The organism is Sphingopyxis sp. USTB-05 (genome assembly GCF_023822045.1).
Classification (GTDB): Bacteria; Pseudomonadota; Alphaproteobacteria; order Sphingomonadales; family Sphingomonadaceae; genus Sphingopyxis.
Genome location: NZ_CP084712.1, coordinates 3,793,277 through 3,814,994, shown reverse-complemented (window position 1 = coordinate 3,814,994; position 21,718 = coordinate 3,793,277). Strand labels below are relative to the sequence as shown.

The window sequence follows — 21,718 nt, the reverse complement described above, 5'->3', positions numbered from 1 at the left end:
TGTGCGATGTCATGGATTCTAAGGCACAACCACATTGAAGCGGGGATCGGCGGGCGGATGCAGCGCGAACCACGACAGGAACGCCATGCGGTCGCCGTCGATCCTGATTGCGCCCGACTGGATCAGCGCGGGGAATTGCGCGCGCCCCATCATCGCCTCGTCCAGGATCTTGCGGTCGATCGTTACCGTCGCGGTCGGCGCCGCCTCGGTCACGCCATAGCGCGGGAATTCGACCCCGCCGCCGACGACCACCGCGACTGTCTCCTTGCTGTCGGGCAGCACGAACTGGAACGTTCCCTTGACCGCGCTGCCCTTCGCGGCATCGAAACGTGCTGCCAGCGCATCGAAAAACACCGCGGTCGGGATCGCGCTCACGAAACTGCGGCTCTGCCCGTTGCCGGTCGCCGCATCGACGGCATTGCCGCGCAGGCTCGCTGCGGCGGCAAGATAATAGTTCCGCCAGGCGCCGGACTCGGCCTGATAGCCCATCTGGTCATAGGCCGAAGCCAACGCCGCACGCGCGTCCTTGTTGTCGGGCTGCGCAAAGACGAGCTTGTTCAATAGCTCCGCCGCCCAGCGGTAATCGCCCGCCTTCAGCGCTTCGCGTCCCGCCGCGAGCAGCTTGTCCGCGCCGCCCGCGAGCGCGACATATTTGGGCGCCGATTGCTCGGGCGGCAGCGGATTGAAGTTGGCGGGATTGCCGTCCCACCAGCCGAAATAGCGCTGATAGACCGCCTTCATGTCGTGGTTGAGCGTGCCATAATAGCCGCGCGTCGCGAAATCGCGCCCCTGTACCGGTGCTTCCGGGGTCTGGTCGGCAAGCTCGTGCAAGGTCGCACCGCGGTTCGCGAGGAAAAGCGTACGGTCGTGGACATAGCGATATGCGTCGCGCTGGTTCGCCAGCAGCGACGACACCTCGCCCGCGCCCCACGTCGGCCAATGGTGCGACGCCATCGCGACCTCGGCCGTGCCGCCCCATTTCAGCAGCATGGCGTCGATCACCTTCGACCAGTGCAGCGCATCGCGGACCTGCGCCCCGCGCAACGTCAGCACATTGTGCAGCGTGTGCGTCACGACCTCGGTCGTGTGGAGGGCCTTATAGGCGGGGATATAGAAGACGAACTCCGACGGCGCCTCGGTGCTCCCCGCGTCCAGGAAGTCAAAGGCCAGCCCGTCGATCGTCAGCGTCCCGCCCTTTTCGCCGACGGTCTCGGTCGGCTCCATATAGCCGACGGTGCCCGACGACAGCTTGGGTCCCAAGCCGGTGTCGACCTGCCCCTTCTCTCCGGGCGGCAGGATCGCGCCGAACATATAGAGCGCGCGGCGCCCCATCGCCCCGCCCGCGAGCACATTTTCCGACGTCGCTTCCTCCGAAAAACCGTGCGGCGCGATGATGCGGATCTTTTGCGACTTGACCTGTTCGGGGGTGACGATGCCGCCGACGCCGCCGAAATGGTCGCTGTGGCTGTGCGAAAAGATCACCGCCCTGATCGGCAGCCTGCCGCTCTTCGCCTCGACCGTGTCGGCGAACAATTTCCAGCTCGCCGCCGCGGCTTCCTCCGACAATAGGGGGTCGACGATGATCCAGCCGCTTTTGCCGCGAATGATCGTCATCACCGAAATATCGTAGCCGCGGACCTGCCAGATCTTGCCCGGCACGACCTCGAACAATCCGTGTACCGCATCCAGCCGCGCCTGCCGCCACAGCGACGGGTTCACCGTATCGGGTGCCTCGGCCTTGCTCAGAAATTCATAGGGCCGCCGGTCCCATACCGTCTTGCCATCGGCACTCTGGATCACCCCGCCCGGGATTTCGGCCAGCTTGCCGCGCATCACATTCGCCTCGTCGCGCGGATCGCTCAGCGGCAGGCGTTTCGCAATCTCGGCCTGTGCCGCGCGTGTCGCTTCGCTGGCGGCATCCTGAGCAGTGGCGGTGAAGGGCAGGCTGCTCGCGAGCAGCAGGGCGGTCAATCGGCGCATGTCATATCTCCCCCATATGTCGGGGCAGCTTGCGCCGCGTGCCGGTGCTTGGCAAGCATCGGCGCATGACCGACGCGCCGCACCTGCTCATCGTCTGGCACAGCCGTACCGGCGGCAGCGAAGCGCTCGCGCGTGCGGCGGCCGAGGGGGCGGGGACTGCCAGGCTCGTCGCCGCAGACGAAGTCACGTCCGACGCGTTGCAAGCGGCGGGCGGCTATCTTTTCGTCGGCCCCGAAAATCTCGCGGCGCTGTCGGGCGCGATGAAGGAGATGTTCGACCGCTGCTATTATCCGTGCCTCGGCCGGATCGAGGGACGCCCCTATGCGACGATCATCTGCGCAGGGTCCGACGGCGAAAACGCCCAGCGCCAGCTCGATCGCATCGCGACCGGCTGGCGGCTGAAACGCGTCGCCGAACCGGTCATCGTGAATACAGCGGCGCAGACCCCCGAAGCGATCCTCGCGCCCAAGACGATCGCGCCGGATCGCCTCGCCGAAGCCCGCGACCTTGGCGCCGCACTGGCGGAGGGACTGGCGGCGGGGATTTTCTGACAATGCCATGGGTTATCCAAGCTGTATTATCGAAATAATACGGCAAGGATGGTGCGAAGGTCAAGTGCCGGGCGTTGTCCTGGGGGTGGCGAACGGACATCGCCACCCTTCGTCATCCCGGGCTTGACCCGGGATCCCGCTTTTCGAACATACTGGCCCGCTTCACGAAATAGCGGGACCCCGGATCAAGTCCGGGGTGACGATGACGGATGAGGTCCGCTTTCGCTCGAAACCCGTCAGTGCGCGCGATGCTCGCCCTTGACCCAGCGCACCGTGCCCGACGAGGCGCGCATCACGACCGTCTCCGTCGTCATGATGCCATCGCGCCGGCGCTTGACCCCGCGCAGAAGCGATCCGTCGGTGACGCCGGTCGCGGCAAAGATCACGTCGCCCTTGGCAAGATCTTCGAGGTCATAGACGCGGTCGAGATCCTCGATGCCCCATTTTTTCGCGCGCAGCCGCTCGTCGTCGTTGCGGAACAGCAGGCGGCCCTTGAACTGGCCGCCGACGCAGCGCAGCGCCGCTGCGGCGAGCACGCCCTCGGGCGCGCCGCCCGATCCCATATAGATGTCGATGTTGGTTTCGGGATTCGTCGTTGCGATCACGCCCGCGACGTCGCCGTCGGGGATCAGCGCGACGCCGCAACCGATCGCGCGCAGTTCGGCGATGATCGCCTCGTGGCGCGGGCGGTCGAGCACGCAGACGATGATCTGTTCGGGCTTGCACCCCTTTTCACGCGCGACGGCTTCGACATTCTCGCGCACGCTATTGTCGAAATTGACGATGTTCGGCGAATAGCCTGCGCCGACCGCGAGCTTGTCCATATAAACGTCGGGGGCGTTGAGCAGGCAGCCTTCCTCGGCGATCGCGAGCACCGCGAGCGCGTTGGGGCCGGCCTTGGCGGTGATCGTCGTGCCTTCCAGCGGGTCGACCGCGATGTCGATCTTGGGGCCCTTACCCGGCGCGTTGCCGACCTTTTCGCCGATATAGAGCATTGGTGCCTCGTCGCGCTCGCCCTCGCCGATGACAATGGTGCCATCCATATAAAGCGTGTTGAAGGCCGTGCGCATCGCTTCGACGGCGGCGGCATCGGCGGCTTTCTCGTCGCCGCGTCCGATCAGCTTTGCGGCGGCGATCGCCGCGGCTTCGGTGACGCGCACCATTTCGAGCACGAGCACCCGGTCGAGGTTGCTGCCGGTATCCGTCATGTTTGCTGCTCTCCGTCTTTGATCTTGCCTTGGCGCCCCGGTCGGGCATGGTGGGCGCCATATGGTCGCCCGCGTCGCTTGTCGAGGATACTTCGCCCGATTCGGAGCCGCTCTCGCGACGGCCTGTGTCATTGGCATGACGGTGCCCTCCGTCGGCGCCCAGATGGTCGGGCCCCCGGCGCCGCCGTCGACCAAATCCAAAGCCGACGAGGCCGCCGCCAGGGCAAAGGAAATGGTCGACCCGATCAAGCGCTGCAAACCAGCCGACGACGGCTCGATCAACGTATGCGGCACCGATACCGAACGCCACCGCCTGTCGCCCGAACTGCGCGCGATCGCGAACGAAGGCCGCGAGGCACCACCAAAGCTGCCGCGCGCCGAGGCGCACGGAGTGGTGGGGGACAAATTACCCTATAGCTGGATTTCGATCGGCGGCCGGATGAAGCCCGGCCCCGAATATAATGCGCTCTATGAAGCGGTGAAGCGCGCGACCGATCCCGAGACGGGGACGCCGCCGACGCCCGAGGACGAACCCTAGGCGAAGGTCGCCGCCGGGACTCCGGTGTTCGCCGCGCGATACAAGCCTGCGGGGACCAGCGTGGTGACCGCGAAATAGCCGCACCAGAAAATCAGCCAGACGCTGCTCATCGCCATGGAAGCGATCCGCATCGTTTCGCCGCTCACGATCAGATAGCTGTGCGACGCGAAAAGGAGCCCGATCAGCATCGCGGCGACGATATTGAATGTCAGATAGAGCGCGGCGAGCGACCATTGGCGGCGCGCGGTCCGCCGCCACGATTCGGCGAAAGCCGTCACCGGTTCCAGCTTCCCCGCTTCGGCCATGATCGGTCCGATCAGGCAAAGGCGGGCGTTGAACCAAGCGCTTAGCAGCGCCAGCAGGATCTGGCGCGCGATCGCGATCGGCGAGCCTTCGGCACGCATCGCTTCGACCCCGACGGTCAGCTGGAATGGCAGCGACAGCAGGAAGCCCAGGAAATAATAGAAAAGCAGGCCGGCGATCAGATAGGCGGCGCCGGCAACCATGCCGTACATGATTTCGGCGACATAGCCCTCGCGAATCTCGGCGAGCATGGCGCGCCACAGCGCGAGCATCGCGCCGCATAGCAGTGCGGCACAGATACCGAGCAGGTAGAGCGGGCCGACAATCGAGCCGGTAAAGCGGAAATCCTCGGGCACGAGGGCCAGCGCGACGAGTACCTCGATGCTGAGGACCGGCTCGCTGGCGAGCAGCAGGTAAGGCAGTACGACGCCCAGCAGCATATAGGCGAGCAGCGGTCGCCAATGCTCGACCGCCAGTGTCCGCGCCTCGGCCAGTCCCCGTCTGATTTCGATATCCATATCCGCCCCATTCCCCTCGTCAGGGGTAACAGGGGGCTAGGCGATTACAAGCAGGTCAAAGCGCCAAAATGGGCATATGCATCGGCGCGCCGACGACATGGTCCGAAGTGGCGAGAATATCGAGCGCAGCATGAATCGTGCTGGCGGGACCCTCATGTGTAACGAGCACGATCACGACGCCGCTGTCGTCGTCGCTGCCGCGCTGGATCAGGCTTTCGATCGATACGCCGGCGTCGCGCATCGCCGTCGCGATCTCTGCGAGCACGCCGATCCGGTCTTCGACGATCAGGCGGACATAATGTTTGCCGATCCGCGCCCCCGCGTCGGCGACGGGCGCCGCGTCGAGCGAATCGACCGGCATCGCAAAGGCAGGGCCATATTCGTCGCGCGCGATGTCGATGATGTCGGCGACGATCGCCGACGCCGTCGGTCCCGCGCCCGCGCCCGCGCCTTCGAAGAAGAGGCGGCCGACGAAATTGCCCTCGGCGACGACGGCATTCAATGCCCCGGGAACATAGGCGAGCGGGTGGTCGGCCGGCACCAGGCACGGTTGGACATGCTGATAGAGGCCATTCGAATCGCGTTCGGCCATACCGATCAGGCGGACGCGATGCCCCAGGGCTTCGGCCTCGCGGATGTCGGCGGCGATCAGCCCGCGGATCCCGTCGGCGGTCACCGCGCCGATGTCGAGCCGCGTCCCGAAACAGAGCGCCGCGAGGATCGACAATTTATGCGCGGCGTCGATTCCGTCGACGTCGAAGGTCGGGTCGGCTTCGGCATAGCCCTCGGCCTGCGCAGCGCTCAGCGCATCGGCAAAGCTCGCGCCGTTCCGCTCCATCTGCGTCAGGATATAATTGCAGGTGCCGTTGAGGATGCCATAGACGCGCGCGATCTCGTTCGCCGACGCGCCCTCGCGGATCGCCTTGATGACGGGAATCCCGCCCGCGACCGCGGCCTCATATTTCAGCGGGGTGTCCTTTTCCTCGGCCAGCCGCGCGAGGTCGAGCCCATGATGTGCGATCATCGCCTTGTTCGCGGTGACCAGCGCCTTGCCCGCACCGAGCGTGTGGCGCGCCAGCGTCAGCGCCGGCCCATCGGCGCCGCCGATCATCTCGACGACGACATCGACATCGTCGGCCGCAACGAGTGCATCCATATCGTCTTCCCAGCGATAGGGCGACAGGTCGACGCCGCGATCCTTGTGCCGGTCGCGCGCCGACAGCGCGACGATCTCGATCGGCCGACCCGCGCGCCGCGCGATCAGGTCGCGGTTCGCTTCGAGCAGCCGCACGACCCCGCCGCCGACGACGCCAATACCCGCCAGCGCGACACGCAGCGGCGGGCGGGGGGCGGTCGGGGCGGAATAGGGCGACATGCTGGGGACTCCGTATAGACGCGGGGCTGCGCCCCGCCGTTGCGAGCGCCCTATCGGCTTTTGTCGCGGAAACAAGCCTGGCGCGCCTTAGGTGCGCCGAAGCAGAACTTTATCCCAACTAACTCACCGGCGGCTTGCGGGTGCGCGTGCATTCGCCGAGCGCGCCGAGGATGATGCCATAATCCGACGCGGCCTTTCGGCGATCTTCGGGTGCCGTGCCCGCAAGCTTGCCGAGCGGAAGTTGGCGCGGCAGCCCACAGGCGAGCCGGTACCAGGCCAGCGTATCGCGCTGCGGCACCGCGGCTGACCCGTCGACGATCTCGCCGAATGCCGCGGCCCAGCGCCGTGATCCGTCGGCTGCGGTCAGGATCGTCAGCGACACCGGCTCGCCCGTGCTGGTGTTGAGGAATAGCTGTGTTTCGCCCTCGCCGGGCAGGGTGCCGGGAACGTGGAAACCATTGGCGATGCCGGTGATCGCCGGCGCCGCGCCGGGCTTGACGAGTTCGGTCAGCACCGCGCGCAGCTGCGCCTCGGTCGCCGGATCCCATGGCAGTTGGGCGTCGGGCGCGATCAGCTGGACGCTGCCGGTGTTGCTGCTTCCTGCCGTCGCGCCCGCGACGGGGCGGGCAAAGAGCAGGACTGGCTGCTTCTTCTTCAGCTTCGGCGGCTTGCCCTTCGCGTCCAGCGGCAGGTCGACGAGATAGGAGATTCGCGATGCGAGGGGTCCCTTGCCGCGAATCAGGCTGACGACGTCGGCTTCGACATAGAATCGGGCGCGACCGGCCGCGACTCCGGGCGCTTGTGCCGTTTTGAGCGCCGCGGCCTTATAGATGCGCGCGTGCAGGGCGATCGGCGCCGCGGTCGCCAGATCGGCGATGTCGGCATAGCTGTACGGGCTGGCGGTCGGCGCAGCGATCGGCGCCTGCATTGCGGAAACGCCGGGGATTCCAAGGCTTAAGGCAAGAATGCCGGCGATAGCGGCCGGGTGGGGGAGGCGCATGATCGATCCACTTTCCGTCATTTATGACACCGTTATCGGCGTTGAAATCCCTATCATGGGACATGGCACATTAACCGCTGATAAAGGGTTTGCGAATGTGCCGCCACCGCGATAGGACGTGCCCGAAGTGTCCGGCAAAAACATAATAAGCCGGATGCAGCGCCGTCGGGTCTGTGAAAACGCATCGGAAATCATCCGGGCATTTGGCAACCGTCCCGATGGTTGGGAATTGGTGTCAGGATGATCTAGCAAGGAGCGTCGTCCCTGAATGGCTTATGGTGATAATGTCGACCCTAAAAACAGGGTAGTGGCGATTGTCTTGGTTGGTCTGCTTACAGCGGTTCTGGGCTACGGCCTGGTTAACGGCTTGAATATCAGTATCGTCAAGAAACTCGCCGAAAAATTGGATGTGGTGGACGTTGAAGAGCCGCCGCCGCCGGAGGAACCCCCGCCGCCGCCGCCGCCGGACAATAAATTGCCGCCGCCGCCGCCGGTTGTGACGCCGCCGTCGCCGATTCCGCCGCCGGTTACGACCAATACGGTCCAGTCGGTGCCGAAGGCGCCGCCGACGCCGCCCCCGCCCGTCTATACGCCGCCGGCACCGCCTGCGCCGCCGCCGACGCCTGATCTCAGCGCCGCCGGTACGCCAAAGGGCAACCCGGGTCGCTGGGCGACGAACGACGACTATCCGGCCCGTGCAATGCGCGAAGAGCGTGAAGGCACCACCGGGTTCCGCGTCACTTATGGCGCCGACGGCCGCATCACTTCGTGTGACGTGACCTCGTCGAGCGGCCATGCCGACCTCGATGCCGAAACCTGCAAGCTTATCCAGCGCCGTGGCCGGTTCAATCCGGGCAAGGATCGCGCGGGTAACCCCACGGGCGGCACCTACAGCAATCGTATCCGTTGGCAGATTCCGCGCTGATCGCGCGACGGATCTGTGTTTCGAAACTTATCGAATATTTTGAGAGGGATTTTCCAGTATGTTTAATCTGATCGCAAATGCCGCCGCTGCGGCTGCACCGGCCCACGACGCGGGGCTCAGCCTGATGCCCGCCGCGATGTGCGTGAAGGAAGAAGGCGCGAGCCCCTACGGTCTCGTTCCCGCACTGTGCGAAGGCGGCATCGTCTCGCAGGTCACCTTCCTCGTCCTGCTGATCATGTTCGTCGGCACGCTCTACATCCTGTTCACCAAGCTGTTCGAACAGAATAAGGTGATGAACCAGGGCAAGGCCGTCGACGCCAACTTCTGGCGCGCCCCGACGCTCGCCGATGGCGCTTCGAAGCTCGAAAAGAACAGCGCCTATCGTCAGGTCGTCGAAGACGGTCTGCGCGCCAACGAAGAGCATAACAAGCTGACCGACCCCGTCGAAGCGCATGACTGGATGCACGGCACGCTCGAGCGTTCGCAGAACCACATCAACTCGAAGCTGAACTCGGGCCTCGCGTTCCTCGCGACCGTCGGTTCGACCGCTCCGTTCGTCGGTCTGTTCGGTACCGTTATCGGTATTCTTCGCGCCCTCGTGAAGATCGGTGCGTCGGGTCAGGCATCGATCGACACCGTCGCCGGTCCGGTCGGTGAAGCTCTGATCATGACCGCCATCGGTCTGATCGTGGCCGTTCCCGCGGTGCTCGCGTTCAACTGGCTCCAGAGCCGCAACAAGGCGATCGCCCGCCGTCTGTCGACCTTCTCGAACGACGTTCTCGGTTCGATCATGTCGAACGGCCAGGTGAAGCCGGCTTCGATCGCTCCGGCGAAGGCTGCTGCTCCGGCTGCGGCACCGAAGAAGGCCTAATAGGGTCTACTGGATCCCCGCCTTTGTCGTCACGCGGCGACAAGGCGGGGTCCGCTGGACAGGGAAGGCGGGCCCAGGCACGCCGTCCCGATGTCCGTGACAGAAATTTTGTGACAGGATGCTAATCCTATGGCGATGAGTGTAGGCGACAAGGGCGGCGAAGACGCCCCAATGTCCGAAATCAACACGACTCCGCTCGTGGACATCATGCTTGTGTTGCTCATCATCTTCCTCATCACGGTTCCCGTGGTGTTGGAGACGGTGAACCTGAAGCTGCCCGACGTGGCGTTTGAGGTGACGACGACGAAGCCTGAGAATGTGCTGTTGTCGATCCGTTCGGCTGATACCGACGGTGACGGCGAGCCCAACCCCGAGAGCACGGCGTGTGAAGTATATTGGGGTCAGACCCCGGTGGATTCCAAGCAGCTGCTGGAACGTGGACAGAAGAAGCTCGAGCAGTTGCTCGAAGATATCGGCGGTCCGCAGAACATCACCGAGGAAAACTTCCCCGAAGTGCACATCCGCGGCGACGTTAACACGCCGTACCAGTGCATCGGTGGCGTGATCTACACGATGCAATATGCCGGCTTCCAGAAGATCGGGTTCATTTCGGAACCGGCTCCTGGTTCGGGTACGGTGGGCCGCCTGTAAGGGCGCGCTCCGTTTAGGAACGAAGGAATAATCGCATGTCCATGGCAGTTGGAGATCGGGACGAAAACGAACCGATGATGGACATGAACACGACGCCGCTCATCGACGTCATGCTCGTGCTCCTCATCATGTTCATCATCACCATCCCGGTCCAGACCCACGCGGTCAAGATCGACCTGCCGGTCCCGACCGACAGCCAGAGCAACGTCGACCCCGAAAAGAACAAGGTGATGATCGATCCCGCGGGAACGATCACCTGGAACGGTTCGCCGGTCGACCTCGCTCAGCTGGCGCAGTATCTGGAACAGACCAAGGCGTTGCCGGTCGAACCCGAACTGCAGGTCCAGCCCGACCCCTATGCACGCTATATCGTCGTCGACAATGTCATGGCGGTGATCAAGCGCAGCGGCGTCGGCAAGCTGGGCTTCGTCGGTAACGAGCAATACGCCCGCGTCTTCTGATCTTCGATCAGGGCCGTCAGGCAAAAAACATGGGGCCGCGAAGCAATTCGCGGCCCTTTTTTTTTGGCGGCGTCGACTGTGAAGGCCGGGTCTGCATCGAACCGAAATGTCCGATGTCGACCGGAAGCTGCCAGATTCTCTCCTCGTCACCCCGGGCTTGACCCGGGGTCCCGCTTGAGGTCGAAGTCAGTGAGCGCGTCAAAAAGCGGGATCCCGGGTCAAGCCCGGGATGACGAGAGCGAAGAAACGACCGGACAGTAACGACGGCAATGTGTGCCCCGGCGAAGGCCGGGGTCCAGGGCGGCAATCCGCACAGCTCGGCTTTCCAGAGCCCTGGGCCCCGGCCTTCGCCGGGGTACAACATAGTAGCAAACGTCCGCTCACCACTCCATATCCGCCGTTCACTGCCAATCTGGATGGAATGACGGGAAGGGTCGGGGCGGACCTCTCCATATTGTCACCCCGGGCTTGACCCGGGGTCCCGCTTGAAGTCGAAGCCAGCGAATGCGTCAAAAAGCGGGATCCCGGGTCAAGCCCGGGATGACGAAAATGGGATGTCCGCTTCCCACCCCAAAACGGACATCGCCTCCAAAAAGGTCTTTCCTACATTATCCGGCCGTGCCAGCCTTCATCCGGCTCTTTCATTCGGTGAACAAAAAGCTGGTCGGGGCCCGGCCTACGGATACGACCAAGATCGGACGTGCCGCGCACGTCCAGCACCCCGCGACTTGCAAATCGGGGCGCTCACAGGGCTGAACTTTCCTGAACTTTGGAATATTGCGCCGCCCTTGCGCCGTTCCGATCCGGATCCAGCCGGGCCATGTCCAAGAGAGCAATGACAGCTCCCCACCCAAAAGCGGCTATTCACCGCCACCATTGCCCTCCCGCCCAATAGCTTTTAGCCAACACAGGATAGCGCGGAGGGACAGATGCCGGACCGGGTTCATCTTCATGGCTATCGATACAGCGTTTACAGCCGGACCGCCCGGTTGGCGCTGCTATCCAAGAATGTCGAGCATGAGATGGTCGAGGTCGACCCGTTCGATAAACTGCCCGACGCCTATCTCGATTTGCACCCCTTCGGCCGAGTCCCCTTGCTCACCCATGGCGAGTTTCGCCTCTTCGAGACAGGGGCGATCACGCGTTACGTCGATCGCGCCTTCGCGGGACCGTCGCTTCAGCCCGAAGATGCTGCGGGTCTTGCGCGGATGGACCAGCTCGTCGCGGTTCTCGACGCCTATGGCTATTGGCCGATGGTTCGGCAGGTGGCGTCGCACGGCTTCTTTCGCCCGTTCGTGGGCGAGAAATCCGACCGGGCGGAGGTCGAGGCGGGTCTTGCAGCGTCAAAGCCAGTGCTATCTTTCCTCGACAAAGTCGCGGCGGAGGGCGCGATCCTGTCCGGGCGGCACATCACGCTTGCCGATTGGCACCTTGCGCCGATGATCGACTATTTCGTGCGTGTCGAGGAGGGAAGGGCCGCGCTTGCGCGCCACACGGCCTTGCAAGGATGGTGGGATCGTCTGACCGGCCACGATCTTTTGCGAGCAACCGACCCGATCGAATCCGCCCCCTTCGCCGAATGAATGATGGTCGATGCCGACTTATGCCCTTGGAACTGACGGCGATTGCGGGCATCGTCGACGGACCGGGATCGAAACGCGCTGCCGCGACGTTCTGATTCAGACTTTGCGATAGGGAGCAGCAGCAAGATGACGATGGGTTCACGCCGGAAACAGATCATGGCCCAGGGGGCCGTTGTTATCGGGGCGCTCGTGCTCGCCGGCTGCGCCGGAATGGGGAAGAAATCCACGACGACGCTGCCCCCCGCCGACGCCTATGCCCAGCTCTATGACAATAAGGGCGCCGACCGCGGCCGTGCCGACATCTACCGCGACACGACCGGGCTGCGCATCGAACTCGTTGCGCGCGGCTTTGCGCCTGGCACCTATGGCATGCACGTCCATGCCGTCGGCCAGTGCAACGCGCCCGATTTCGCCAGCGCGGGCCCGCACTGGAACCCGACCGGCGTCCAGCATGGCCGCGACAATCCGATGGGTGCGCATCATGGCGACCTCCCCAACCTTGTCATCGAACCCGACCAGATCGGCCGTGCGACGCTGCGCCTGGTCGGTTCGCGGTTTGAGGGCGACGGCGGATTGCTCGACGCCGACGGTGCGGCCTTTGTGATCCACGCCGGCCCTGACGATTACAAGACAGACCCCAGCGGCAACAGCGGCGGCCGCGTCGCGTGCGGTGTGATCGTCAAAGAGACCGCGAAGTAAAAGCGCTTCCCCTTAGCCGCTCCTGCTTAGGCGGGGGTGGCGGAGCGTAAGACCCGATCGATTCGTCTGGCGGGCGTCGCGACCGAAGGGTCAGGCGCCCGCCGCGCGTTCGGCGATCGTCGCTTCGGCGCCGGGCACCGCGCGATAGGCATAGAGCAGCAGGCCGAGCGCGATCGGCGCAACCCCGATCAGCGACAATATGCCGGTGCGCAGGTCGCCGACCGGCTTGCCATCGACGATCGTTCCCGCCAGGTCAGAGATCTGCCCGACCATATAGGGGCCGAACGACAGGCCGACGAGCGTGGTGCCCAAAAAGAAGGCCGCGGTCGCCGTGCCGCGCATTCGCGGCAGGACGAGGTCCTGCGTCGTCGCCGCGGCTGCGCCGAGTGCGGCGGCACCAAACATGCCGGCAAGGAAATTCATGACATAGAAAAGCGTCGAATTTTCGGTCGTGTAGCCGATCCAGATCGGAATGATCGGCGCGACGACGCCAAAGATGATCATCAGGATGCGACCCGCCGGATTTTTCGCGCGCAGATGATCGGCGAGGCGGCCGCCCAGGATCACCCCGACGAAACCCGCGACCGCGCCGTTCGCGCCGAGAATGAAGGCGAGTTCCTGCTTGGGCAATCCCAGCACGATTTCGGCATAGGGCGCCGACCAGAAGGCGATCGCATAGGCGGCGAGACTGACGAGGCCATAGCCCAATGTCGTGCAGATGAAGGCGGGCGTGCCCCAGATCAGCCGGAAAGTCGCCGGGTCGTGGGCACGAAGCGCGCTCGCCCACGAAAAGACCGCATAATAGCCAAGCGCTACCGCCGACCATTGGGGGAAATTGCCCGTCAGGCGGATCATCCACCAGGCGAAGGCGGCGATTGCGACGGCAAAGCCGATGTTGATTGCGAGCGCCGCGGGACCGCGCTTTGCCGCACCCCACAGCGTCAGCGGCGGGACGATCATCGACAGATCCTTGCCGAACTCGCGAAAGGGGGTCGGGCAGCCGGGGCTTGCGACGCCGTCCATCGCGCCGCGCACCGGTTCGCGAAGGCTGGCAACCCAAAGCGCGAGGAGCAGTCCGGGGACGCCGACGGCAAGAAATGCCGCCTGCCAGCCAACGAGCCCCATCGGACCGCCCGCAGGATAATTCCGGTTCCATGCCTCGACGATTAGCGCGCCGATGAACAACGACACCCCGCCGCCGAGGTAGAGGCCTGACGAATAGATCGCGAGCGCCGTAGCCTTCTGTCGCTTGGGAAAATAGTCGGAGATCAGCGAATAGGCGGTCGGGCTGGCGGTCGCCTCGCCGACGCCGACCCCCATCCGCGCGAGGGTCAGGCTGACCTGATTATAGGCAAAACCCGATGCCGCGGTCATCGCCGACCACAATGTCAGCCCGATCGACAGCAGGCGGACGCGGTTCCAATTGTCGGCGAGGCGGCCCAGGGGGATTCCGAAGAGCGCATAAAAGACCGCGAAGGCGGCCCCGCCGAGGAAGCCCATGTCGCCATCGGAGAGGCCAAGGTCGGCCTTGATGTCGACGGCCAGGATGCTGATGATCTGCCGGTCGATGAAATTGAGGATATAGACGACGACGAGTACCGACAGCACGTACCAGCTATATCCGGTGGCTTTCGGTTCGGCCGGAACCGGCGCACCGGACGTGACATTCTCGCTGGCGGTCTCGGCCATCTGGCAACCCTCTCCCTGACCCTCTATCTGTTATGCAGCATGGCTAGCAGAGCCGGGCACAGGCGCAAGTTGAAAGTCGGTTCAACTTTATGGGGAGGCATATCGATATGCGAGGCAATGGAGAAATTGCGAGGCCCGCCATCCTTTTCCTCTGCCTCGGCAATATCTGCCGTTCGCCGCTTGCCGAAGGCGCGGCTCGCGCCGCCTTCGCACGCGCCGGCATCGACGCGACGCTCGATTCGGCGGGAACCGGCGATTGGCATGTCGGTCGTGCGCCCGACCGCCGCGCGCAGGCTGAAGCCCGTCGCCGCGGCATCGACATATCGGGCCTGCGCGCACGCCAATTGTCACGCGAAGATTTTTACCGCTTCGACCTGATACTCGCCGCCGACAAGAGCAATTTGCGCGACGCTCTCGCAATCCGCCCGGCCGACGCGACCGCAGATCTCCGGCTGATGCTCGATCTGCTCCCCGGCCGCGGCGGACAGGGCGTCACCGATCCCTATTATGGCGCGGACGACGGCTTTGCCACGACTTGGGACGACGTCGACGCCGTCGCGGCCGCGCTTGTCGCCGAATTCTCGCTGCCCAGCGGATAACGCGCGACGGGGTGGTACCGCGACCCGCCATGGCCAAGCTCGCTTTCGTAGAGCGTGACATGGTCGAAAGCGAAGTCCGCGCTCACAAGATCGCTGTTCAGCGCCAGGAACGGCGCAACCGGGCCCGATCCGCGATTGAGCCGGGCGAGTGTGACATGCGGCATGAATGTCCGCGTTTCAGGCGCCACGCCGACGCGCGCGAGCAATTGGTCGACCTTGCGGTGCAGCGCCGCAAGCGCTTCGTGCGGTTCCACTCCCGCCCACACCATGTGCGGCCGCCCCTGCCGTTCGAACAGGTCGACACCCGCGATCCGCACTGTGACCGTGGGCGCGTAAAGCCCGCCGAGCGCCGCCGCTATATCCTCGGCCTGATGGTGATCGACCTCGCCGATGAAGCGTAGCGTCAGGTGGAGCTGCTCGTCATCCTGCCACCGTGCGCCGGCTATGCCGTGCATCGCGGCGATCAATATGTCGCGGATCGCGCGCGGCGGCCGCAACGCGACGAACAGGCGGTGCTTGGACATGGCTGACAGCATAGCGGTGCCGACAGGAACCGCGATCCCCAACTTCCAGACAAGCTAATATATTGCTGGAATATTGCTGATGTCCGGTTTCGCTTGAAACAAGAGGGCAAACCCCCGATATTACTATCCACGGCCGGTATGGGCTGGCCGGTTATGGAGATGAAAAATGGCGAATTGGAACGACCCCAATATGGCGGCTTCCGGTTTTGGCGCCGGCGCGAACGCAATGGACCAGGCCGTCGATGCCGGCCTGCGGTCGTACATGCTGTCGGTATACAACTATATGGGCTCGGGCGTGCTGCTCACCGGCATCGTCGCGATGCTGGCGTATAACAGCGGCTTTACCGCCTCGCTGATCGGCAGCCCCCTGATGTGGGTGGTGGCGCTCGCACCGCTGGCCTTCGTGCTGGTGTTGAGCTTCGGCATCAACAAGCTCTCGACCGGTGCCGCACAGGCGCTGTTCTGGGTCTATGCGGCGGTGATGGGTCTGTCGATGTCGACGATCTTCCTCGCCTTTACGGCATCGTCGATCGCAACGACCTTCTTCGCGACCGCGGCAGCCTTCCTTGGCCTCAGCCTCTATGGCTACACCACCAAGAAGGATCTGTCGGGCTTCGGCACCTTTCTGATCATGGGCGTCGTGGGCATCCTCGTCGCGATGCTGATCAACCTGTTCGTGCAGTCGAGCGCGCTCAGCCTCGCGATCAGCGTGATCGGCGTGCTGCTGTTCGCGGGCCTCACCGCCTATGACACGCAGAAGATCAAGAGCATGTATTTCTATGTCCGCGGGACCGACTTTGTCGGCAAGTCGGTGATCATGGGCGCGCTGACGCTCTATCTCGACTTCGTCAACATGTTCACCTTCCTGCTCAACCTGCTGGGCAGCCGCGACTAAGCGGTCGGACAGACACGAACCGAGAGAGCCCGGCGAAGCGTTCGCCGGGCTCTTTTTTTGGGCTGAGGAGCCCTGTAGGTTGTGGTCGTAACGGCAGCAAACGGCCGGAAGCCGACCTATCTTTCGTCGTCACCCCGGACTTGATCCGGGGTCCCGCTTGAGGTCGAAGCCAGTGGGCGCCTCAAAAGGCGGGATCCCGGGTCAAGCCCGGGATGTCGAAGTCCGGAAACGACCGATTGCAGACATCGAACTTATGCATAATGGTCCCCGCTAAGGAGGCCGGCGATGAATCTGTCGACAGCGGAACAGATATTGTTTGGGATTGCTTACGTAAGCATCCTGATAGGCCTAGGCCTGCAATGGGCTGACGGAGGTTTCGGGGGCAACTGGCCTGCAGTTCTTGGTGGATTTACATTTTTGAACTTGGCGCTGATTTGGCGCGGGTTCGTCACCGACCTGAAAGCCTAGATTCCGCGTCGTTTCCAACACTCGCTCCCGATCCGGATCCAAGGGCGGCAAACGACCGATTGCTGCTATTGGGGCATTCCAAGGCTTGCCGAAATGCCGTCGATCGTCCGATAAGATGGCTATGAACTGGGTTTCAAACTCTTTCGCCGCAGTGGTCGCAATCCTTCCGCTTGTTGCTAACGCAACTACGCCGCTACCTTGGGTTGTCGATTTCTCGCAATGCACGGGAGCCGAAGCAACGAAGCAACTGTTTCGGGCGAAAAAGCCGTTGTCGAATTCGGAAGCTGGTCGAATGGCTGATGAAATATTTGAGGCTTGCTCTTGGACGATGCCCGCAGAAATGACACCTGATCAACGGACAATCTGGTTCAAATCCAATCGAAAGGACGAGATGAAGCGTCTTCGCTATCACTCCCGGCACAAGGAGGACCGCTAATTTTAGGTCCGCTGCCGGGCTTCGCCGTCGCCCACCGACATGTCCGCTCTCCACCCCATATCCGCCGTTCACGGTCAATGAGGATGGAATGGCCGGAAGCAACCGGGAGCTGCCCTATATATCCTCGTCACCCCGGACTTGATCCGGGGTCCCGCTTGAAGTCGAAGCCAGTGAGCGCGTCAAAAAGCGGGATCCCGGGTCAAGCCCGGGATGACGAACGGTGGGTAACGAGCGGGAGCTTTAGATAAGGATGTGCACCCCAAAACAGACATCGCCTTCAAAAAAAGGTCTTTCCTACATTATCCGGCCGTGCCAGCCTTCATCCGGCTCTTTCATTCGGTGAACAAAAAGCGGTCGCGGCCCGGCTTACGGTTACGACCATGATAGGACGTGCCGCGCACATCCTGCACGCCGCCACTTGCAAATCGGGGCGCTCACAGGGCTGAACTTTCCTGAACTTTGGAATATTGCGCCGCCCTTGCGCCGATCCGATCCGGATCCAGCCGGGCGATGTCCAAAGAGGGCAATGACACAGCTCCCCACCCCAAAACAGCCCCTCAGAGACGATGGCTTTTGCAGTCCTATCCGGCGGTGCCAGCTCCCTGCATTTCGGCAATCAGGCCGTTGTCGATCTCCTTCGCACGTTTGTACGCAGCGCGTGTCCGAAGCGGCGCGACATAGGCCTCGAACGCCGGACGCGACGGAATGGTGCCGAATTGCAGGCCCCAGTCGATCTGGCTGCCCACATAGACATCGGCGGCGCTGAAGCGATCTCCCGCAACAAAGGCTTTGCCCGCGACGGCGCTTTCGAGTGCATCGAGCGCGGCGGGAAGCGAGCCGAAGCCCGCCATGCGCTGCTGCTCTGTGTCGGGCTCGACCCCGAAATGCTTGGCGGTGATCGCCTGCTCGACGGGGCCCGAGGTGAAAAACAGCCAGCGATAATAATCGGCGCGGTCGGCGACATCGGGAGCAAGGCCGGCTTTGGGGAAGGCATCGGCCAGATAAGCGCAGATCGCAGCGCATTCGGTCACGGCCTTGCCGTCATGAACGATCGCGGGAACCTTGCCCATCGGATTGACCGCCAGATATTCTGAGTCCTTCATCGTCGTGCCATAATCGAGAATACGCTGTTCATATGGCGCCCCGACCTCTTCGAGCATCCAGCGGACGATCTGCCCGCGCGACATCGGGTTGGTGAAGAAAATCAGTTCGTCGGCCATTGCGCTTCTCCCATATCAGCGTGATTCGGGTGGAACATATCAGGAACGATTGCGATGATCCATCGGGCTTGTTTTGTCATCGTTCCGGGTTAAGGCAAAGGCATGAGCGACGAACGCATATGGACCGCCGCCGTGCTGGTGATCGGCGACGAGATTCTCTCGGGCCGCACGCAGGACAAGAATGTGTCGCAGATCGCGACCTGGCTCGAAGTGCAGGGGATCCGCCTGCGCGAAGTGCGCATCGTCCCCGATGTCGAGGACGAGATCGTCGATGCGCTGAACGCGATTCGGGCGCGCTATGACTATGTCTTTACCACCGGCGGCATCGGTCCAACGCACGACGACATTACCGTCGACGCGGTGGCGAAGGCGCTCGGCGTCGGCGTTATGATCCATCCGGCGGCGCGCGCGATCCTCGAGCGATATTATACCGCGCGTGGTGCCGAACTGACCGAGGCGCGCCTGCGCATGGCGCGCGTGCCCGACGGCGCCGATCTGATCCCCAACCGCATGTCGGGCGCGCCCGGCATCCGCATCGGCAATCTGTTCGTGATGGCGGGGGTGCCGCACATCACCGCGGGCATGCTCGACGCGTTGACTGGTGAGCTTGAGGGCGGCGCGCCGCTGATTGCGCATACGATCGGGGCGTGGGCGCCCGAAAGCGAAATCGCCGACCTGCTGCGGCAGGGGGAAAAGGATTATCCCGGCGTTGCGATCGGCAGCTATCCCTTCTTCCGCGAAGGCAAGACCGGCGCGAATTTCGTCATCCGCTCGACCGATGCGACGCAAGTGGCGGCGTGCGTTGCGATGCTGGCGACAGGTTTCGAGGCGCTCGGCTATGCCGTGACCGACGGCGGTATCTGATCGGCCGCCTCATCTTCGCTCGTCCGCGTCGCGCGCGGCAGGCGGCGGAGCATCAGGATGGCGAGCAGGCCAAAGATCGCCGCAACGACGAATGCCGCGCCCGGGAAATGCACCGGCGCGCCGTCGGCGGTAAAATAGGCCATTGTGCCGGTGAGCAGCAGGGGTGCGAACAGCTGGCCGAGCCCCATCGCCATCGCCGAAATCCCCTGCACCTCGCCCTGCGTCTCCGCCGTCGCGCGGCGCGACATCATCGCCATCAGCGACGGCTGCACCGGCGCCTGCAGGGCGACGGGGATCAGCAGCAAAAAGGCGCCGATGGTCGAGGTCGTGAAGGCGTAACCGACATAAACCGCAACCGCGACGAGAATCCCGAGCGTCGCGGCGTCGCGCTCACCGAAGCGCGCAACCGCGGGGCCAACGACGAAAACCTGCCCCAGCGCGATCATTACGCCGACCGCGGCAAGGCTCGCGCCGATCATCCCCGGCGTCCAGCCGAGCTGCGCGATGCAATAAAAGCTCCACGTCATCGGATAGACAAGGCTTGCGATCTGCCACAGCACGAGCACCCCCGCGACGCCGTCCATGCCGGGCAGCGTGCGCATCGTTTTCCATGCGCCGAGCGGATTGGCGCGACGCCAGTCGAAGCGGCGGCGCCGCTCGGGCGACAGCGTTTCGGGGAAGATGAAATAGCCATAGAGCATATTGGCGGCCGCAAGGATCGCGGCGGCGACAAAGGGCGCGCGAGGGCTGATCTCGCCAAGGAACCCTCCGATAGCGGGGCCTGCGACAAAGCCGACGCCGAACGCGGCGCCGACGAAGCCAAAGTTGCGCGCGCGTTCTTCCGGCTTGGTGATATCGGCGATCGCGGCCTGCGCTGCCGCATAGCTGCCGCCGAAGATGCCCGACAAGGCGCGCGCGATGAACAGCCATGGCAATGTCTCGACGATCGTCAGCAGCGCATAGTCGACCGCGAGCCCACCGAGCGCGAGCAGCAGCACGCGCCGCCGCCCGAAATGGTCCGACAGATTGCCGAGTACCGGCGAGGCAAGGAAGGTCGCAACCGCCATGACGAGCCCGATCCACGCGCCGACCTCGATCGCGTGTGGCAGGTCGATCCGGCCGACCTCCATCACGAGCTGCGGCAGCACCGGCATGATGATGCCGAAGCCGACCGCGTCCATGAAGATTGTCACGACAATGAACGGGATGGTCCGCGCCGGCGTCACTTGCTCTTTCTTTCTGCTGTCCCTAGCGCCACCGAACCCTCCGTCATGCGTTGCCGATAGATGAAACTCGAAATTTCCGCCTCCCTAAATTATCGGCTGTCCGAACCCGTCGATCTGATGCTGCAGATCGAGGCGGCGAATGGCCATGGCCAGCGCATCCTCGACGCCTCGCTCGACGTTGGCACGCCCGAATTTATCGCGCGCGTTCCCGCGGCGGATGGCATTTGCGAGCCGATCTGGCTGCGCGCCGAGGGAAGCCTCCGCGCCGAATATCGCGCGCGGGTGGAGATCGACCGGCCCGACACCGACTTTCGCTCGCTCGCCGCGGTGCCGCTCCACCGTCTACCGGCCGAGGCGATCCCCTATCTCAACGAATCGCGCTACTGCCCGTCGAACAAGTTCCACGCCTTTGTTGAGCGCCGCTTCGGCGATCATGAGGGCGGGGCGAAGATCGGCCGAATGCGGGACTGGATCGAAAGCCGCTTCACCTATGTTTCGGGTTCCAGCACTTCGGAGACCGGCGCCCTCGACAGCTTCGTCGAGCGCCGCGGGGTGTGCCGCGACTATGCGCATGTGATGATCGCACTCGCCCGCGCCGCGCATATTCCGGCGCGGATGGCCAGCGCTTATGCACTTCGCGTTTCGCCGCAGGATTTTCACGCCGTCGCCGAGGTCTATCTGGACGGCGATTGGCACCTGGTCGATGCGACAGGCATGGCGAGTGCGTCGGAGATGGCGCGCATCTGCGTCGGTCGCGATGCAGCCGACATATCCTTCCTGACGGCTTATCGCGATATTGCGTTCGTTAGCCAGTCGGTCTCGGTGGCGAGGGCATAAATCCAACGGTCCGTCGTGGCAAAGCCATACAGTCGATCCTCGCTGTGCAAGGTCGGCCGGGCTTTCGCGGATCGCAATTTAGCGTGGCAAAGCGCTACGAAAGCTGGAGCGGGTGAAGGGAATCGAATAATCGCAAGAACCGAAGGGAAGGCTAGTCATTCAGTCCGATGCTAATTTGGAGGCCCCCTAAAAAGCCCCCGTAAGTACTGTACTTAAAAGTCCGGAGGTTCGATTCCGACCGTGGAGCTTGTTGAACATGTTCGGCCGACGACTTCTCCTCTAATCGAAAAGATAACC

22 protein-coding genes are annotated in these 21,718 nt (G+C 63.6%); 13 read left to right on the top strand and 9 right to left on the bottom strand.

The window, feature by feature from the left end:
* Positions 1-18 precede the first annotated feature (18 nt).
* Positions 19-1,980 carry an alkyl/aryl-sulfatase gene (locus tag KEC45_RS17640; protein ID WP_062175937.1) on the bottom strand — a complete coding sequence of 654 codons (1,962 nt, stop codon included), beginning with the start codon at positions 1,978-1,980 and terminating at the stop codon, positions 19-21.
* Between the two features lie 65 nt (positions 1,981-2,045).
* Between KEC45_RS17640 and KEC45_RS17635 the strand changes: the two genes are divergently transcribed.
* On the top strand, positions 2,046-2,531 hold the full coding sequence (locus tag KEC45_RS17635) for an NAD(P)H-dependent oxidoreductase (protein ID WP_062183208.1): 486 nt from the start codon (positions 2,046-2,048) through the stop codon (positions 2,529-2,531).
* 236 nt (positions 2,532-2,767) lie between these two features.
* Here the strand turns inward: KEC45_RS17635 and glpX are convergent, their stop codons facing one another.
* A complete protein-coding gene (gene glpX / locus KEC45_RS17630) occupies positions 2,768-3,739 on the bottom strand; it encodes a class II fructose-bisphosphatase (protein ID WP_062175939.1) in 972 nt (323 codons plus the stop codon).
* Positions 3,740-3,875: 136 nt separating this feature from the next.
* Here glpX and KEC45_RS17625 point away from each other — a divergent pair, with 136 nt between their 5' ends.
* A complete protein-coding gene (locus KEC45_RS17625; RefSeq protein ID WP_238586509.1) occupies positions 3,876-4,277 on the top strand; it encodes a hypothetical protein in 402 nt (133 codons plus the stop codon).
* Here the strand turns inward: KEC45_RS17625 and KEC45_RS17620 are convergent.
* The 3 genes from KEC45_RS17620 to KEC45_RS17610 form a co-directional block, all read right to left on the bottom strand.
* Positions 4,274-5,098 carry a hypothetical protein gene (locus KEC45_RS17620; protein ID WP_062175946.1) on the bottom strand — a complete coding sequence of 275 codons (825 nt, stop codon included), beginning with the start codon at positions 5,096-5,098 and terminating at the stop codon, positions 4,274-4,276. The two genes, KEC45_RS17625 and KEC45_RS17620, sit on opposite strands and share 4 nt — an antisense overlap.
* A gap of 55 nt (positions 5,099-5,153) precedes the next feature.
* Complete coding sequence (locus KEC45_RS17615) at positions 5,154-6,473, bottom strand: homoserine dehydrogenase (protein ID WP_062175949.1); 1,320 nt, start codon at positions 6,471-6,473, stop codon at positions 5,154-5,156.
* 118 nt (positions 6,474-6,591) lie between these two features.
* Positions 6,592-7,401 (bottom strand): hypothetical protein, encoded by an 810-nt coding sequence (locus KEC45_RS17610; RefSeq protein ID WP_238586510.1) that lies wholly within the window; start codon positions 7,399-7,401, stop codon positions 6,592-6,594.
* A gap of 340 nt (positions 7,402-7,741) precedes the next feature.
* Here KEC45_RS17610 and KEC45_RS17605 point away from each other — a divergent pair, with 340 nt between their 5' ends.
* The 6 genes from KEC45_RS17605 to KEC45_RS17580 all read left to right on the top strand — a co-directional run bounded on the left by KEC45_RS17605 (position 7,742) and on the right by KEC45_RS17580 (position 12,663).
* Positions 7,742-8,398 (top strand): energy transducer TonB, encoded by a 657-nt coding sequence (locus KEC45_RS17605; protein ID WP_062175952.1) that lies wholly within the window; start codon positions 7,742-7,744, stop codon positions 8,396-8,398.
* A gap of 58 nt (positions 8,399-8,456) precedes the next feature.
* The gene (locus tag KEC45_RS17600) at positions 8,457-9,269 is read left to right on the top strand and encodes a MotA/TolQ/ExbB proton channel family protein (protein ID WP_193749069.1); all 813 of its coding nucleotides are present in this window, start codon (positions 8,457-8,459) and stop codon (positions 9,267-9,269) included.
* A gap of 129 nt (positions 9,270-9,398) precedes the next feature.
* On the top strand, positions 9,399-9,920 hold the full coding sequence (locus KEC45_RS17595) for a biopolymer transporter ExbD (RefSeq protein WP_037517271.1): 522 nt from the start codon (positions 9,399-9,401) through the stop codon (positions 9,918-9,920).
* Positions 9,921-9,955: 35 nt separating this feature from the next.
* The gene (locus tag KEC45_RS17590; RefSeq protein WP_062175955.1) at positions 9,956-10,381 is read left to right on the top strand and encodes a biopolymer transporter ExbD; all 426 of its coding nucleotides are present in this window, start codon (positions 9,956-9,958) and stop codon (positions 10,379-10,381) included.
* A 929-nt stretch (positions 10,382-11,310) separates the two neighbouring features.
* Positions 11,311-11,964, top strand: a complete 654-nt coding sequence (locus tag KEC45_RS17585; protein ID WP_062175958.1) for a glutathione S-transferase family protein — start codon at positions 11,311-11,313, stop codon at positions 11,962-11,964.
* 156 nt (positions 11,965-12,120) lie between these two features.
* Complete coding sequence (locus tag KEC45_RS17580; RefSeq protein WP_062183216.1) at positions 12,121-12,663, top strand: superoxide dismutase family protein; 543 nt, start codon at positions 12,121-12,123, stop codon at positions 12,661-12,663.
* Between the two features lie 90 nt (positions 12,664-12,753).
* Here KEC45_RS17580 and KEC45_RS17575 read toward each other — a convergent pair whose 3' ends face one another.
* Complete coding sequence (locus KEC45_RS17575; RefSeq protein WP_062175961.1) at positions 12,754-14,352, bottom strand: MFS transporter; 1,599 nt, start codon at positions 14,350-14,352, stop codon at positions 12,754-12,756.
* Positions 14,353-14,459: 107 nt separating this feature from the next.
* Between KEC45_RS17575 and KEC45_RS17570 the strand changes: the two genes are divergently transcribed.
* The gene (locus tag KEC45_RS17570; protein WP_062175965.1) at positions 14,460-14,951 is read left to right on the top strand and encodes a low molecular weight protein-tyrosine-phosphatase; all 492 of its coding nucleotides are present in this window, start codon (positions 14,460-14,462) and stop codon (positions 14,949-14,951) included.
* On the opposite strand, the gene thpR is transcribed toward KEC45_RS17570, so the two are convergent.
* The gene (gene thpR, locus KEC45_RS17565; RefSeq protein WP_083435871.1) at positions 14,858-15,475 is read right to left on the bottom strand and encodes an RNA 2',3'-cyclic phosphodiesterase; all 618 of its coding nucleotides are present in this window, start codon (positions 15,473-15,475) and stop codon (positions 14,858-14,860) included. The genes KEC45_RS17570 and thpR overlap by 94 nt on opposite strands.
* Before the next feature lie 166 nt (positions 15,476-15,641).
* On the opposite strand from thpR, the gene KEC45_RS17560 reads away from it, so the two are divergent.
* Together KEC45_RS17560 and KEC45_RS17555 are read left to right on the top strand one after the other, a co-directional pair.
* Positions 15,642-16,370 carry a Bax inhibitor-1/YccA family protein gene (locus tag KEC45_RS17560; RefSeq protein ID WP_062175970.1) on the top strand — a complete coding sequence of 243 codons (729 nt, stop codon included), beginning with the start codon at positions 15,642-15,644 and terminating at the stop codon, positions 16,368-16,370.
* 285 nt (positions 16,371-16,655) lie between these two features.
* Positions 16,656-16,838, top strand: coding sequence for a hypothetical protein (locus KEC45_RS17555; protein WP_062175972.1), 183 nt, complete (start codon positions 16,656-16,658; stop codon positions 16,836-16,838).
* A 1,017-nt stretch (positions 16,839-17,855) separates the two neighbouring features.
* Here KEC45_RS17555 and KEC45_RS17550 read toward each other — a convergent pair.
* On the bottom strand, positions 17,856-18,494 hold the full coding sequence (locus KEC45_RS17550) for a glutathione S-transferase family protein (protein WP_062175975.1): 639 nt from the start codon (positions 18,492-18,494) through the stop codon (positions 17,856-17,858).
* Between the two features lie 102 nt (positions 18,495-18,596).
* Between KEC45_RS17550 and KEC45_RS17545 the strand changes: the two genes are divergently transcribed.
* Positions 18,597-19,358: a molybdopterin-binding protein gene (locus KEC45_RS17545; protein ID WP_062175976.1), complete on the top strand. Its 762-nt coding sequence runs from the start codon at positions 18,597-18,599 to the stop codon at positions 19,356-19,358.
* Here KEC45_RS17545 and KEC45_RS17540 read toward each other — a convergent pair.
* A complete protein-coding gene (locus KEC45_RS17540; RefSeq protein WP_152682250.1) occupies positions 19,331-20,584 on the bottom strand; it encodes an MFS transporter in 1,254 nt (417 codons plus the stop codon). The two genes, KEC45_RS17545 and KEC45_RS17540, sit on opposite strands and share 28 nt — an antisense overlap.
* Before the next feature lie 60 nt (positions 20,585-20,644).
* Here KEC45_RS17540 and KEC45_RS17535 point away from each other — a divergent pair, with 60 nt between their 5' ends.
* Positions 20,645-21,421 (top strand): transglutaminase family protein, encoded by a 777-nt coding sequence (locus KEC45_RS17535; RefSeq protein ID WP_062175979.1) that lies wholly within the window; start codon positions 20,645-20,647, stop codon positions 21,419-21,421.
* Positions 21,422-21,718: the final 297 nt, after the last annotated feature.

Coding starts and splice junctions, on each gene's coding strand:
- KEC45_RS17640 (WP_062175937.1), bottom strand. CDS start 1,980: ATGCGCCGATTGACCGCCCTGCTGCTCGCGAGCAGCCTGCCCTTCACC.
- KEC45_RS17635 (WP_062183208.1), top strand. CDS start 2,046: ATGACCGACGCGCCGCACCTGCTCATCGTCTGGCACAGCCGTACCGGC.
- glpX (WP_062175939.1), bottom strand. CDS start 3,739: ATGACGGATACCGGCAGCAACCTCGACCGGGTGCTCGTGCTCGAAATG.
- KEC45_RS17625 (WP_238586509.1), top strand. CDS start 3,876: ATGACGGTGCCCTCCGTCGGCGCCCAGATGGTCGGGCCCCCGGCGCCG.
- KEC45_RS17620 (WP_062175946.1), bottom strand. CDS start 5,098: ATGGATATCGAAATCAGACGGGGACTGGCCGAGGCGCGGACACTGGCG.
- KEC45_RS17615 (WP_062175949.1), bottom strand. CDS start 6,473: ATGTCGCCCTATTCCGCCCCGACCGCCCCCCGCCCGCCGCTGCGTGTC.
- KEC45_RS17610 (WP_238586510.1), bottom strand. CDS start 7,401: ATGCAGGCGCCGATCGCTGCGCCGACCGCCAGCCCGTACAGCTATGCC.
- KEC45_RS17605 (WP_062175952.1), top strand. CDS start 7,742: ATGGCTTATGGTGATAATGTCGACCCTAAAAACAGGGTAGTGGCGATT.
- KEC45_RS17600 (WP_193749069.1), top strand. CDS start 8,457: ATGTTTAATCTGATCGCAAATGCCGCCGCTGCGGCTGCACCGGCCCAC.
- KEC45_RS17595 (WP_037517271.1), top strand. CDS start 9,399: ATGGCGATGAGTGTAGGCGACAAGGGCGGCGAAGACGCCCCAATGTCC.
- KEC45_RS17590 (WP_062175955.1), top strand. CDS start 9,956: ATGTCCATGGCAGTTGGAGATCGGGACGAAAACGAACCGATGATGGAC.
- KEC45_RS17585 (WP_062175958.1), top strand. CDS start 11,311: ATGCCGGACCGGGTTCATCTTCATGGCTATCGATACAGCGTTTACAGC.
- KEC45_RS17580 (WP_062183216.1), top strand. CDS start 12,121: ATGGCCCAGGGGGCCGTTGTTATCGGGGCGCTCGTGCTCGCCGGCTGC.
- KEC45_RS17575 (WP_062175961.1), bottom strand. CDS start 14,352: ATGGCCGAGACCGCCAGCGAGAATGTCACGTCCGGTGCGCCGGTTCCG.
- KEC45_RS17570 (WP_062175965.1), top strand. CDS start 14,460: ATGCGAGGCAATGGAGAAATTGCGAGGCCCGCCATCCTTTTCCTCTGC.
- thpR (WP_083435871.1), bottom strand. CDS start 15,475: ATGTCCAAGCACCGCCTGTTCGTCGCGTTGCGGCCGCCGCGCGCGATC.
- KEC45_RS17560 (WP_062175970.1), top strand. CDS start 15,642: ATGGCGAATTGGAACGACCCCAATATGGCGGCTTCCGGTTTTGGCGCC.
- KEC45_RS17555 (WP_062175972.1), top strand. CDS start 16,656: ATGAATCTGTCGACAGCGGAACAGATATTGTTTGGGATTGCTTACGTA.
- KEC45_RS17550 (WP_062175975.1), bottom strand. CDS start 18,494: ATGGCCGACGAACTGATTTTCTTCACCAACCCGATGTCGCGCGGGCAG.
- KEC45_RS17545 (WP_062175976.1), top strand. CDS start 18,597: ATGAGCGACGAACGCATATGGACCGCCGCCGTGCTGGTGATCGGCGAC.
- KEC45_RS17535 (WP_062175979.1), top strand. CDS start 20,645: ATGAAACTCGAAATTTCCGCCTCCCTAAATTATCGGCTGTCCGAACCC.